General features: G+C 66.8%; 17 protein-coding genes and 1 tRNA gene. 7 read left to right on the top strand and 11 right to left on the bottom strand.

From position 1 onward, the window contains the following. Window positions 1-55 precede the first annotated feature (55 nt). The 3 genes from ICJ04_RS01360 to ICJ04_RS01350 all read right to left on the bottom strand — a co-directional run bounded on the left by ICJ04_RS01360 (window position 56) and on the right by ICJ04_RS01350 (window position 2,744). Window positions 56-988 (bottom strand): MBL fold metallo-hydrolase, encoded by a 933-nt coding sequence (locus tag ICJ04_RS01360; RefSeq protein WP_188325785.1) that lies wholly within the window; start codon window positions 986-988, stop codon window positions 56-58. A 99-nt stretch (window positions 989-1,087) separates the two neighbouring features. Then, window positions 1,088-1,387 carry a hypothetical protein gene (locus ICJ04_RS01355; protein WP_188325784.1) on the bottom strand — a complete coding sequence of 100 codons (300 nt, stop codon included), beginning with the start codon at window positions 1,385-1,387 and terminating at the stop codon, window positions 1,088-1,090. A 67-nt stretch (window positions 1,388-1,454) separates the two neighbouring features. Next, the gene (locus ICJ04_RS01350; RefSeq protein WP_188325783.1) at window positions 1,455-2,744 is read right to left on the bottom strand and encodes a tryptophan--tRNA ligase; all 1,290 of its coding nucleotides are present in this window, start codon (window positions 2,742-2,744) and stop codon (window positions 1,455-1,457) included. A gap of 112 nt (window positions 2,745-2,856) precedes the next feature. Between ICJ04_RS01350 and ICJ04_RS01345 the strand changes: the two genes are divergently transcribed. After that, window positions 2,857-3,669 (top strand): hypothetical protein, encoded by an 813-nt coding sequence (locus tag ICJ04_RS01345; RefSeq protein ID WP_188325782.1) that lies wholly within the window; start codon window positions 2,857-2,859, stop codon window positions 3,667-3,669. Window positions 3,670-3,732: 63 nt separating this feature from the next. On the opposite strand, the gene ICJ04_RS01340 is transcribed toward ICJ04_RS01345, so the two are convergent. The 4 genes from ICJ04_RS01340 to rocF form a co-directional block, all read right to left on the bottom strand. Then, on the bottom strand, window positions 3,733-3,954 hold the full coding sequence (locus ICJ04_RS01340; protein WP_188325781.1) for a CsbD family protein: 222 nt from the start codon (window positions 3,952-3,954) through the stop codon (window positions 3,733-3,735). A gap of 196 nt (window positions 3,955-4,150) precedes the next feature. Next, a complete protein-coding gene (locus tag ICJ04_RS01335; RefSeq protein ID WP_188325780.1) occupies window positions 4,151-4,288 on the bottom strand; it encodes an entericidin A/B family lipoprotein in 138 nt (45 codons plus the stop codon). A 66-nt stretch (window positions 4,289-4,354) separates the two neighbouring features. Next, window positions 4,355-4,507: an entericidin A/B family lipoprotein gene (locus tag ICJ04_RS01330; protein WP_188325779.1), complete on the bottom strand. Its 153-nt coding sequence runs from the start codon at window positions 4,505-4,507 to the stop codon at window positions 4,355-4,357. A gap of 143 nt (window positions 4,508-4,650) precedes the next feature. Beyond that, a complete protein-coding gene (gene rocF, locus ICJ04_RS01325; protein WP_188325778.1) occupies window positions 4,651-5,568 on the bottom strand; it encodes an arginase in 918 nt (305 codons plus the stop codon). Window positions 5,569-5,840: 272 nt separating this feature from the next. Between rocF and ICJ04_RS01320 the strand changes: the two genes are divergently transcribed. The 4 genes from ICJ04_RS01320 to ICJ04_RS01305 all read left to right on the top strand — a co-directional run bounded on the left by ICJ04_RS01320 (window position 5,841) and on the right by ICJ04_RS01305 (window position 8,303). Then, window positions 5,841-6,293, top strand: coding sequence for a roadblock/LC7 domain-containing protein (locus ICJ04_RS01320; protein ID WP_188325777.1), 453 nt, complete (start codon window positions 5,841-5,843; stop codon window positions 6,291-6,293). An 81-nt stretch (window positions 6,294-6,374) separates the two neighbouring features. Further along, the gene (locus tag ICJ04_RS01315) at window positions 6,375-6,734 is read left to right on the top strand and encodes a roadblock/LC7 domain-containing protein (RefSeq protein ID WP_188327162.1); all 360 of its coding nucleotides are present in this window, start codon (window positions 6,375-6,377) and stop codon (window positions 6,732-6,734) included. Between the two features lie 73 nt (window positions 6,735-6,807). Further along, window positions 6,808-7,767, top strand: coding sequence for a hypothetical protein (locus ICJ04_RS01310; RefSeq protein WP_188325776.1), 960 nt, complete (start codon window positions 6,808-6,810; stop codon window positions 7,765-7,767). Next, on the top strand, window positions 7,764-8,303 hold the full coding sequence (locus ICJ04_RS01305; protein ID WP_188325775.1) for a GTPase: 540 nt from the start codon (window positions 7,764-7,766) through the stop codon (window positions 8,301-8,303). The genes ICJ04_RS01310 and ICJ04_RS01305 overlap by 4 nt, the downstream gene beginning before the upstream one ends. A gap of 91 nt (window positions 8,304-8,394) precedes the next feature. On the opposite strand, the gene ICJ04_RS01300 is transcribed toward ICJ04_RS01305, so the two are convergent. The 4 genes from ICJ04_RS01300 to birA all read right to left on the bottom strand — a co-directional run bounded on the left by ICJ04_RS01300 (window position 8,395) and on the right by birA (window position 11,046). Beyond that, a tRNA-Thr gene (locus tag ICJ04_RS01300) sits at window positions 8,395-8,470 on the bottom strand. A gap of 45 nt (window positions 8,471-8,515) precedes the next feature. After that, the gene (locus tag ICJ04_RS01295) at window positions 8,516-9,334 is read right to left on the bottom strand and encodes an SPOR domain-containing protein (RefSeq protein WP_188325774.1); all 819 of its coding nucleotides are present in this window, start codon (window positions 9,332-9,334) and stop codon (window positions 8,516-8,518) included. A 9-nt stretch (window positions 9,335-9,343) separates the two neighbouring features. Beyond that, entirely contained in the window at window positions 9,344-10,084 is a 741-nt protein-coding gene (locus ICJ04_RS01290) for a type III pantothenate kinase (protein WP_188325773.1), read from the bottom strand. Beyond that, window positions 10,081-11,046, bottom strand: a complete 966-nt coding sequence (birA, locus tag ICJ04_RS01285; RefSeq protein WP_188325772.1) for a bifunctional biotin--[acetyl-CoA-carboxylase] ligase/biotin operon repressor BirA — start codon at window positions 11,044-11,046, stop codon at window positions 10,081-10,083. Before birA ends, ICJ04_RS01290 begins: the two co-directional genes overlap by 4 nt. 130 nt (window positions 11,047-11,176) lie before the next feature. Between birA and ICJ04_RS01280 the strand changes: the two genes are divergently transcribed. Beyond that, window positions 11,177-11,452: a hypothetical protein gene (locus ICJ04_RS01280; RefSeq protein WP_188325771.1), complete on the top strand. Its 276-nt coding sequence runs from the start codon at window positions 11,177-11,179 to the stop codon at window positions 11,450-11,452. Beyond that, window positions 11,419-12,225 carry a M90 family metallopeptidase gene (locus tag ICJ04_RS01275; protein WP_223202957.1) on the top strand — a complete coding sequence of 269 codons (807 nt, stop codon included), beginning with the start codon at window positions 11,419-11,421 and terminating at the stop codon, window positions 12,223-12,225. Before ICJ04_RS01280 ends, ICJ04_RS01275 begins: the two co-directional genes overlap by 34 nt. The last annotated feature ends 10 nt before the right edge of the window (window positions 12,226-12,235 follow it).

Below are 12,235 nucleotides of genomic sequence, written 5' to 3'. Positions count from 1 at the left end.
ACAGGAAAACAGGGATGCCCCCGAGTGTACGTGACAGCGCGATGACGCGGAATGATCAGCGGCGGTCGCGGTCCAGCCAGCACGCGAGGCCCTGTGCGTTGAGCTCGATATCCATCGCCAGCACCCGCGCCACGGCCTCCTGGTCCAGCGAACACCCGTGTGCCAACGCACGTTCGAGGTACAGCGCGCGCAGTGCCGCCAGCAGGTGCCGGTGGCGGTCGGGACGCCCATCGCACTGGCGACCGATGGCCACCATCGCATCGATCTGCTCCAGCAGATCATCGCCGCGCGCCGCGACCCCCTCCACGCGGCCGTAGTGGGTGAGATACATGGCAATGGGCTGGCGGGCCAGCAGGCGCTGGATGGACGACTTCATCGCATCAGGATCGAACTGCACGGGCGATGAGGTCGGGATGATGAAAGCACCCTGTGCGCTGTCCAGTTCGCGGTAAGACAGTCCGAACGTATCGCCGGTGAACCAGCTGCGACTGCGTTCATCCCACACGCAGTAGTGATGCAGGGCATGCCCCGGCGTGTGCACCAGCAGCAGCGCGCGCCCGCCCACGTCGATGCGGTGACCGTCGCCGGCAATCACTACCCGCTCGGCAGGAATCGCGTCGATGCGGCCGTAGCTGCGTGCGATCTCTTCCTCGCCGTACACGGCGGTAGCGCCGGCGATCAACCGCGCGGGATCGATCATGTGCGGCGCGCCACGCGGATGCAGCACGGCGCGTGCGCTCGGCAACTGCTGCATCAGCAGGCCGGCACCGCCGGCGTGGTCCAAGTGGACGTGGGTCAACAGCAGCCAGTCCACCGCGTCGGGTGTCAGCCCGGCATCGGCCAGCGCCTGCAGCATCGCCGGTACGGCCAGCGACGTTCCACAATCGACGAAGGCAGCGCGGCCGTTCTCTACGATCAGGTAGGCCGCATCGAACGCGGCGCGCTGGAATCCGGTATCGATGGTATGGATGCTGGGATCGGCGGACATCGGCGCGCACCTGGCAGGGTCAAGGACAGGCCCCCATGGTAGACGTGCAGGCCGCTCGGGTTCGATGCGGCTTTGGTCGGACGGGCAGGCGCCGGCGCCCTACACCGTTGGCGCGCGTCGCCTGCGCAGCAGCAGTGCGGCACTCATTACCGCCAGGAACGCACCGTAGGCGTACAACACGGCCAGTACCTGCGGCCAGATCGGTCCCGCATCCGGCTGCGCGCTGCCGATGCGGTATCCCCAGTGCATGGCGAGGACGCTGAGCACGAGAGAAAGCACGAGCGTCGACACATCGATCATGCGACGGCGCGCCGAACGGGCTCCGCGGGGATAGCACCAGAACAGCGTGCCCAGTACCACGAACCAAGGCAGGAACAGCAGCAACGACAGCCAGGCCATGCGGGTGTCCTCGGACGTGGTGTGGCGATGGGGCCAGGTCGACGCGTCGACCCTGATCCGTCTGACCTCAGGCCGCCTCGCGCAGCGCCAACAGCGCGGCCAGGACCTGGTCTACTTCCGCTTCCAGCTTGAACAACTCGCTCTGCAGGGCATCACCCTGCTCGGCCTGCTTCAGCACGGCAATCAGCTGGCCCGCATCACGCGGCGAGTCGAAACCCGTGCTCTGGATCAGCAACGCGCCTTCACCGTCGCTGAGCTTGAAATAGAAGCGACCATCCTTTTCACGGTACTGCTTGAACACAGGCAGCGCGACGCGCACTGACGCCGCGGCCGGCGCCTGCGGTACGTCGGCCAGGTCACGCAGGCCAACGGCGTGGCGCAGCTCTTTCAGCAGCGGCACCGCGTACTGCTCGCGCAACTGCCGGCCACGACGGCGCAGCAGCGCTTCGATCTTCTCCGGCTCAGCCATCAGGGCATCGTAGCGCTCGCGCAGGGGCGACAGCTCGGCGTCGACGCGCTCGAACAACTGCTGCTTCGCGTCACCCCAGCTGATGCCTGCTGCGAAGGCGGCGGCGAAGGCCGCCGTCTGTTCCGGTGTAGCGAATGTCTGGTACATCTGGAACAGCGGCGAGCCCTCGGTGTCCTTCGCTTCGCCAGGCGCGCGCGAGTCGGTGAGGATGGAGAACACCAGCTTTTTCAACTCTTCGCGCGGGGCGAACAGCGGGATGGTGTTGTTGTAGCTCTTGCTCATCTTGCGGCCGTCCAGGCCGGCCAGCGTGGCGACCTGTTCGTCGATCACCACCTCGGGCAGCGGGAAGTATTCCTTGCCGTAGACATGGTTGAAGCGCTGGCCAAAATCGCGCGCCATCTCGATGTGCTGGATCTGGTCGCGGCCGACCGGTACCCGGTTCGCCTTGAAGATGAGGATGTCCGCTGCCATCAGCACCGGATACATGAACAGCCCGGCGCTGATACCGGCGTCCTGGTCCAGTCCGTCGGCCTCGTTCTTGTCCATCGCGGCCTTGTAGGCATGGGCACGATTGAGAATGCCCTTGCTGGCAACGACGGTGAGGAACCACATCAGCTCGTTGGTTTCCGGGATGTCACTCTGCCGGTAGAACCACACCTGTTCCGGGTCCAGCCCGCAGGCCAGCCAACTGGCGGCGATTTCCAGCGTGGAGCGCTGGGTGCGCTCCGGTTCCTGCGCCTTGATCAGGCTGTGCAGATCGGCCAGGAAGAAAAAGCTTTCGATACCCTGCGCGCGGCTGGCGGCGATGGCCGGGCGGATCGCGCCCACATAGTTGCCAAGGTGCGGGGTGCCGGAGGGGGTAATACCGGTAAGGACTCGGGTGGTCATTGACTGCTCGACGGGAAACCTGCGGTGAACGGCCCCAGTTTACCCTCGAACGGCGCAACCCCGCCGCCCCTGGTGGGGCGTTCTCCCTGTCACCCTGCCACGGAGAACCACGATGAAACGCCTGTTGCTGCCCCTTTTTAGCATTGCCCTGCTGGCCGGCTTCACGCCGGTGGCACCCGAGCAGTCGCGCGTCGAGCGAGGTCCGGTCGAGCTGACCCTGGTGGACCGCGACCGCGATGACGCCCTGCCCCGCTACCGTCATGACGGCCAATACTGGGTCGCGGGCGAGCGTGGCCACCGCTATGCCGTTCGGCTGTACAACGCCAGCCCGGAACGGGTGCTCGTCGTGCTGTCGGTCGATGGCATCAACGCGGTCAGTGGCGAGTCGGCGACCCCTGATCAGACCGGCTATGTGCTGGCACCCTGGCAATCGACGGACATCACCGGCTGGCGCAAGTCGAATGACGAAGTGGCCCAGTTCGTCTTCAGCAGTCCCCGCGACAGCTACGCGCAGCGGACCGGGCGCGGCGAGGACCTGGGCGTGGTCGGCATCGCCGTGTTCGGCGAGAAGCGCGCCGTGCGCTGGCTGCCTGGCCCGCCCACGCCGCGCGGGCGGATCGCCAAGCCCGCGTCGCGGGCGGAGGCCGCTGCAGACAGCAGCACGCGCTCCATGGCTGAAATGTCGTCCGCACCGGCTCCGGCGCAACGTCTCGGTACCGCCCACGGCGATCGCGAATTTTCGTCGGTGCGCGACACGTCATTCGAGCGGGCCACGGCGCAGCCCGTGCAGATCAGTCAACTGCGCTATGACAGCGCGCGCAACCTGCGTGCACGCGGCATCGTACTGGAGGATCGAGCTTCGAACGGCGATCGTATCCCGCAGGCGTTTCCACAGCGCTTCGTGGCCGACCCACCGCGTCGTTGACGCACGAAAACAACAACGGGCCGCAAGGGCCCGTTGTTTTCGGATCAGTAACGGCTCAGGCCACTACTTGAAGTCCGGATAATCCTTGTGCAGCGAATCGCGATACTCGCTGACCTGCTTCTCGGCCTCGTCCTTGGTCACGCCGTAGCGTTCCTGGACCTTGCCGGCGAGGTAGGTCGAGTCGCCTTCGGCAACGTCGAGCTCGTCATTGGTCAGCTCGCCCCACTTGGCCTGCGTCTTGCCCTTCAGCTGCTTCCACTTACCCTTGATGATGTCTTCGTTCATGGTATGGCCTCGTTGCAGAATGGAACGGTGGTGTTACCGCATCTGCAGCTTGCAACACAGCACGTTGAGGAACAGTCAAGCGCGGATGAAACGGGTGCTCACGTACTTGAACCGCAGACATCGCCCTGCAGCGCAGCGCCCAGAACGAAGAAAGGCCCGGGAATCCCGGGCCTTTCCGTTTGATGCGCGAGTGCGATCAGTTCTTGCGGGCGGCGTCTTCCACCTTCTCGCCTGCACCCTGCACATCCTTGCCGGCGCCGGCAACGGTGTTGCAGCCGGCCAGCATGGCGACCGAGAACATGGACAACAGCATCAGGGCAATAGCACGCTTCATGGGTTTCTCCTGGTTGATTGAATTACATCACCGCTCATGCGGTAAAGAGGGGTAAGAAGCCGTCGCTCAGCACTTGCCGTTTTTGCAGTCCTGCGCGGTGTCATGGACAGCATCGCCAGCGCTCTGCATGTCCTTGCCGGCACCGGCAACGGTATTGCAGGCGGTCAGCGAACCTGCGGTGCACAGCGCAAACAACAGTACGGAAATGATTCGCTTCATCGTCTTCTCCTGGTTCAAGTCGCGGCGTCCGGAACGACCGGGCGTGCCGCGTGAGGAGCAATCTGGCGTTATCGGCGTGGAGCGAGTGTGAACGCGGGGGTCGCCTGTTCATCGGCGACCCCCGCGGCAGGCTGGCGCCCCCCTCAGTCCCGCATCAGGGTGGACTTGCCGAACAGGCTTTCCACCAGATCCACGGCCAGTTCGGCCGTGCTGTTGCGGTTGTCCAGCAGCGGGTTCAACTCCACGATGTCCAGCGAACCCATGCGCCCGCTGTCGGCGATCATCTCCATCACCAACTGTGCCTCGCGGTAATTCACCCCGCCCGGCACGGTGGTGCCGACGCCGGGCGCGATACTGGGGTCGAGGAAGTCGACGTCGAAGCTGACGTGCAGGTGGGTGTTTTCATCGATGCCTGCCAGTGCGGCCTCCATCGTGCGCTTCATGCCTGCTTCGTCGATGTAGCGCATGTCATAGACATCCACCCGATGTTGCTTGATCAGACGCTTTTCTTCCGGGTCCACCGAGCGGATGCCGATCTGCCGGACCTGCGAAGGCAGCAGCGCCGGCGCATCACCGCCGAGCCGGGTCAGTGCGTCCGGACCCAGGCCGCACAGGCAGGCAACCGGCATGCCGTGCACGTTGCCCGACGGAGTGACATCGCTGGTGTTGAAATCCGAATGTGCGTCCAGCCACAGCAGGCGCAGGTCCTTGCCCTGTTCGCGGCACCAGCGCGCCACGGCCGTGACCGAGCCCACGCCCAGGCAATGGTCGCCGCCCAGCATGATCGGCATCCGCCCATCGCGCAGCTCGGCCAGCGTGGCCTCCATCAGCAGCCGGTTCCATTCCACGACTTCGTCCAGATGGCGATAGCCAGCCACCGGGGGCGTCCAGGGATTGCGCGGACCGTCCAGGTTGCCCAGGTCACGTACCTCGACACCACGTGCCGCAAGCGCCTCGGGCAGCCCGGCGATGCGCAAGGCTTCTGGCCCCAGGCGGGCACCACGATGGCCAGCGCCGATGTCGGTGGGGACGCCGATCAGCGAGACGGGAAGATGGGTCATTGCAACCTCTGTACAGAACAAAGAAGCCAGTCTATCCAGCACGACCGGCGTCCTCTCGCGGCAGTGCAGCAGCCATTACGGCCGCAGGAGCGGAAGGCCACTGCCTTTCACGTTAAAAGGCTGCCCTGTCAAAGACTTGACACGCGGCACGGTTAATCCTGCGTTGCAAAAGTGGTCCGATATACTGTGCTACGGTTCACACTTTCAGCCTTCCAACGGTTGGAAAATGCGTCGCCACTCGGCGGTCCGCGAACGGTTCCAGGGGGAAACCAGTGCAACGCAGTGCCATCAACCAGATCGTCCGCGGTGCGACCGGCGAAAGCCAGCCCGTGCGCCAGCTTTACGATACGACCCGCATCACCGACATCTTCCGCCAGGCACGTGAGCGCGAGGCCGGACTGACGCTGCTGATGCTGTCCACGGCCGATGGGCGTGCGGTGGCCGAAGATTCAGCGCTGGGCGTAGACGGTCGCCGCTTGGCGGCGATGACCAACTCGTTCCTTACGCTGGGCGAAACCGTGTCGCGCGAGCTCTCGCTGAGCGAGGCTGAGTACGCCACGGTGTGCACCCGGCAGGGCAACGTGGTGCTGATCCGGGTAAACGCCGACAAGCCGATGACACTCACCGCCGTTGCCTCCGCGGAGGTCAACCTCGCCGTGCTGCTGTTCCATGCGCGCGAATGCGCTGCCCGCCTCGAGACCACCCTGCGCACACGCGCAGGCTGACCGCGCTTCCCCTCTTTGCTTTTCCGAAGGCAGGCCACACGGTCTGCCCTGCCACTCTGCACGACCCAAAAAAGGATGACTGTGTCAAAGCTCAATCTGGAAAACCTCAATTCGATCGCCGGCTTCGTCGGTGCCGCCCTTGTCGACAGTGACAGCGGCATGGCGCTGGGAATGATCGGTGGCGGCGACGTCAACCTCGAACTGGCTGCTGCGGGCAACACCGAAGTCGTGCGCGCCAAGCGTCGCGTGGCACAGTCGCTCGGCCTGTCCGACACCCTCGAAGACATCCTGATCAGCCTGAGCAGCCAGTACCACCTGATCCGGCCGCTGGAGAGCAATCCGATGCTGTTCCTGTACGTCGTGCTGGATCGCAGCCGCTCGAACCTGGCGATGGCGCGCCATGAGCTGAAGTCGTTCGAAAAGACCCTGGATTTCAGTTGAGCCCGCACGCCTGCCCTGTCCGGTGCCGCGTGCCGGCACGGACGCGGTGGGCGGCATCTCGGCCTCTTTCTGCATGAACGCACCCATCCGCCATTTCAAGGTCGCCGTGGCCGGCCTCGACCTGTTGCATGCCACGCGATTGAAGCTGGCGTGTTCGCTGCTGCTTGCCGAACGCATGGACGTCACCCTGCATCCGTGGAATGGCCAGGACGCCGACCTGCTGGTGGTGGGCGGTGATGCGTCTGCTGCCGAGGCCACCCGCGAGGCCGAGGCGCTGGGCGTTGCGCGGCTGACCATCGCGCGCAGCGTACAAGCCGCCACGGCAGGTGCGCTGCCACACGGCGCCAGCGTGCGCGATATCAACCAGCAGCTCGCCGTATTGCTCGCCTCGACCGGAACGGCCGAGGACGATGCTGCGTCACTGGCCGCGTTGCCCGTGTCACTGCTGCAGGCCCTGCAGTCGCCTGCCGAAGGTGGCCTGTTGCTGCTGCAGCGGGGTGCGGTGCGCTTTGCGGTAGACGCGGCGACGCGCAGCGTTGCGCTGCCGCCGGGACTTTCGTTGGCCGAACTGGTGCCGCTGCTGGATGACCAGGCGTGGTCGTCGACCCCGCTGGATGCAGCCACCTTCCAACACCAATACGGCTATCTGCTGCCGCGACGACGTTCGTTCGAAGCGCTGTATTTCAGCATCGCCCGGCATCGACCGAGCCTGCTCGACAGGCCCGCCGCAGGCACCCCGGTGCGATTGCAGCACTGGCCCGATCTGGAACACAGCGACGTACCCGCAGAGTGGTTGCTGCCGATCGCCCAGCTGCACGCGCGCCGCTGGACTTCGTCATCGCTGGCCGCCGCGTGCCGATTGCCGCACGATACCGTGCAATCCATTTTCTCCGCCGCGATCGCCAGCGGCCTTGTCCCGCACCAGGAGAACACCGTGCCCTCACCACCGCGCTCCGCCGGTCTTCGCGATTCACGGTTCCTGGGCTGGGTGGCGCGCCGCTTCGGCCTGGATCTGCAGGGTGGCCGCGCATGAACCTGCCGGCCAACAAACTGGTGTTCGTCGGCGGCATGGGGGCCGGCAAGACCACTGCCGTGCGCGCGATCTCCGATATCGAACCGGTAAGCACCGAAATGCCGCTCAGCGAGGACGCCACGGCAGACAAGGTGGAGACCACCGTCGCGCTGGATTACAGCTCCATCGAACTGGATGACGGCGAGCTGCTGCACCTGTACGGCGTACCCGGCCAGCGCTACCTGGACTTCATGTGGCCGATGGTCTGCGAAGGCGCACTGGGCGTGATCGTGCTCGTCAGCGCGGCATCGCCGGACCCGGTGGGCTCGACGCTGGAGCTGCTGCAGGAGTTCTCCCGCATCGCACCCGACGCCAGCCTGGCCGTGGGCATCACCCGCACCGATGAGCATCCGCAGCTGATGGTGACCGCGGTCCGTGACGCCCTGTTCGCGGCTGGCTTTCGCCTGCCGGTCCTGCGCGTGGATGCGCGCTCGGCCACCCAGGTGACTTTCCTGGTGCGGTCGCTGCTGTCGCATCGGTACGCGGAATCGAGCTGACGCGCACGGGTGGGGGTCGGTTTCCGCTCGCCCCGCAGGAGGGAGCTGAACCCCATACGGGCACCGCAGCGGTCGAGCGAGGCTAGGAGGATGGTGCCGCTTATCCGAATCGAACGGATGACCTACTGTTTACAAGACAGTTGCTCTACCAACTGAGCTAAAGCGGCGGGGTACTGACGCGTCCGCGGCGTGGCCGCGAAGCAGGGTGGATTCTACCGCAGACCTGCGCAGTCCAGCGAGCGTTGCTGTGCGGCCCCGCTGCGCTGGCGCACGCCGGCGGGGGTCTGGCCCTCGGCCAACGCGCCCTGCAGCCACCACGTGGCACTACCCTCGCCGCCACTCAGGCGGGCCTGGAAGCCGGCGGCCTGCACCGCCGCCAAGCGGCGCTCGGCGCCTTCGCGGTTGCGGTACTGGCCCAGTGCGATGGCGTTCGCGTCAGGGCCTTGGGCGATGATGTAGTAGTCGCTCAGACCGGCCGCGACGATGCGCTGGACCGTCGCCTGTGCGGCCTCGCGGCTGGCGGCGGGCGGCAGCATCACGCGGAAGCGGGTCGTGCTGCCGGGCACGGCCTGCTCCTGCAGGCGCGCCTGGGTGAGGGCGTTGCCCGTCTTGCCCTGCGCGGCCTGGGCGCCGGTCCGGTCAGGGAAAGGTCCCAGCGCGATGCAGCGCTGCGGAGTGGCCGGCGAGGCGGCCGCGGGCGTCACGGCGGCGGCCGGCGTTGCAGCCAGCGTCCCGGATGCCGGTTCCACGGTGGGCGGCGTCTCCGGCGCCGACGGCGTCGCGGACGGTGGTAACGGGGTCTGCGTGGGCGACGATGCCGATGGGCTCTCGACCGTCGTGTCCTGCAACGGCGGCGCAGCGACACTGCCCTGTTGAGGCTGTCGGGTTTCCGTGTCGTCCAGCAGTTGCAACTGCGCCACGCCAGCGGGTGGCTCGACGTCCGCGACCACCGGCTCGCCACGCAGCATCCACCACAGCGCGACGCTCACGTTGAGCAGGACCAGAAAGACGATCAGGGCACGAGTCAGCATCCGCTGATCCTAGCCTGTCGCCGCAGGCAGGTGCACGGCCCAGCGTGCCAGCCCATCGAGCACCAGCAGCGGCTGGTGGCCCGCATCGTCTGCCAGGTGCGGCAGCAGCGCCGGTGCACCGCCGCCATGCAGCAACAGGTCCACCGGCGCCTGCAGGCGTTGGCGGGCCTGTTCCCGGCTGCGCTCTATCAACGCGATCGCCGCCCCGTCGCAACCTGATGCCAGCGCATCGTCGGTGTCGTCGGCGAACTCCATGTAATGGCCACCCTGCGGTGGCAGCTGCACCGCACGCGCATGCAGCGCTTCGCGCATGGTGGTCGGCGAGGCCGCGATACGGCCGCCATGGTGCTGTCCCTGCGCATCCAGCAGGTCGATGGTCAGCGCGGTACCAACGCCGGCCACCAGCACATGCCGATGCGTGCGCGCCGCCGCCAGCAGCGCCAGGAAGCGATCGACGCCGAAGCGCGCAGGGTCGGCATAGGCGATGCGTACATCGGCGAACGCGGCCTCCGTGCGTGCCACATGCACGTGGGTGAAGCGCATGCGCAGGATTTCCAGCATGGTCGCGGTCAGGCCGGTTGCTGCCACGCTGGCAACGTACGCCACGCGGCCCTGCGGCAAGGTTCGCAGCGCGTCGCCACGCAGGTCTTCGGCACCGTGCGTCCACGCCTGTACCTCACCGGCACGGTCGCCCAGCAGCGGGGCGTACTTGAAACGGGAATTACCGAGGTCGAACAACCAGTCGCTCATCGCGCCCTCACGCTGACTTCGCCGGCGTGCACGTGGTGCTCGCGGCCATCGATCAGCACGCGCAGCGCGCCGTCATCGGCCAGCCCCAGCGCGCGCCCGTGCTGCCAGTGTCCCCCCTGCTCCACCTGCACCTCACGGCCCGCCAGGCTGTCCAGCGCGGTGTAGCGTGCCAGGAACGGGGCCAGACCCTCCGCTTCGAACTGCTCCAGCGCGGGCAGCAGATGGGACAGCACGGCAGCGGCCACGGTGTTGCGCTGAACCGGCGCACCGTTGAGACGATCCAGGTCGGTCCACGGCTGGTCGATGTGCTCAGCCGCCGCGGCAGGCATGTGCACGTTGATGCCGATGCCGATCACCGCCCGCGCCGGGCCGGCGAACTCGCCGCCCCCTTCCACCAGCAGGCCGCCCAGTTTGTGGCCGTCCACCACCAGATCATTGGGCCACTTCAGCTGCACCTGGGCATGGCCCAGGCCCTGCAACGCCTCGGCGATCGCTACGCCGGCCACCAGGCTGAGGCCGCCCAACTGGGCCAGCCCGCCGGCGAAACCACGCAGCACCGAGAGGTAGATGTGGGCGGCCAGCGGCGAGGCCCACTCGCGCCCGCGACGGCCACGCCCACCGGTCTGGCGCTCAGCCAGCAGCACGCGATTGCCGCGCGGCGGCGCGCTGCAGCGCAGCAATTCACTGTTGGTGGAGCCGGTGCTCCACAGCACCTGCAGGTCATCAACGAGGGCATCCACCGGCGCCGACAGTGCGGCACGGATCTGCGTGGGGTCCAGCAGGTCGACGCTTTGGGACAGCGTGTATCCGCCCCCGGCACGGCCTTCGATCGTCACGCCTGCAGATCTAAGTCCTTGAATCCGCTTCCAGATTGCAGCGCGGGTCTGGCCCAGCTCACGCGCGAGCGCATCGCCGGACAGCGGTCCGGCGGCCAGTTTGGCCAGCAGTTGGCGGTCGTCCACGGCAGGTTCCGTCAAGTAAACGGGGAAAGTATGCGGCAAAGGAATCGAGCCTGCCCGCGGGGGTTCCAATTGAGGGCGCGAATCGGGCTAGAATCGAGAGCTCACCCGCCCTTGACCACGGATGTCGACGATGCGCTGCTTTGCCCATTGCCTGGTCCTGTTGATGGCCCCCGTACTTGCCAACGCCGCCACGGCGATGGCCAGCGAAGGGCGAGGTGACTGTGTCTATTCCACGCCCGATGCCGAGCGACCGCCGAACGCGCGCAGTGCCGCAGCAGCCGTGCCGACCGCGCCCAAGCCGGTGCCCGCGCAGGCCACGTCCAGCGGTGGCGGCGGTGACGACGACGTGTTGCAGCGCCTGCGTGCGCCGAAGTGGCACAGCTTCCTGCCGGGTATGTTCCGCTGATCGAGGCGTTGTTGCGCTGGCTGCGGCCGGCCCCCCGTCCTGTCCCTGACGCGCTATGGCAGCAGGCCTGCCAGGATGTGCCGTGGCTGCGCGGCCTCAGCGACGATCAACAGCAGCGGCTGCGCGCGCTGGCCACCCGCTTCCTGCACGAGAAGACCATCAGCCCGGTGGGGGGACTGACCCTGCACGATGAAGACGTGCTGCTGCTGGCCGCGCTGTGCTGCCTGCCGCTGCTGCAACTGGGCGAGGCCGGGCTGCGCGGATGGTCGCAGCTGATCCTGTATCCGGACGCCTTCCGCGTGCAACGCAGCCACGTCGATGCCGCAGGCGTGCTGCACGAGTGGGATGACGAGTTGATCGGTGAGAGCTGGGACAGTGGACCGTTGATCCTGTCGTGGGCGGATATCCAGGCCGACCTGCAGGCGCCGTTCGATGGCTACTGCGTGGCGGTACACGAGATGGCACACAAGATAGATGCACTGGACGGTGCGATCGATGGCACGCCCCCGCTGCCCCGTGAGTGGCAGCGGCAGTGGGCACACGATTTCCAGCAGGCCTACGATGCGTTCTGCGCGCAGGTGGATGCCGGCGAAGCGACGTTGATCGACCCGTATGCAGCGGAGGCGCCGGAAGAGTTTTTCGCGGTGACCACGGAGTACCATTTTTCCGCGCCGGATGTGCTGGCCGAGGCGCTGCCGGTCGTCGCCGCGCACCTGCGGCGCTTCTATGGTGAGCCGCCGACAGTGCCTGCGCTGGATGATGCCGCACGGTGAAATGGCGAGC

Source organism: Stenotrophomonas sp. 169, assembly GCF_014621775.1.
GTDB lineage: Bacteria > Pseudomonadota > Gammaproteobacteria > Xanthomonadales > Xanthomonadaceae > Stenotrophomonas.
Note: the sequence above shows the minus strand (reverse complement) of the source record. Positions and strands in the feature narration are given on the sequence as shown.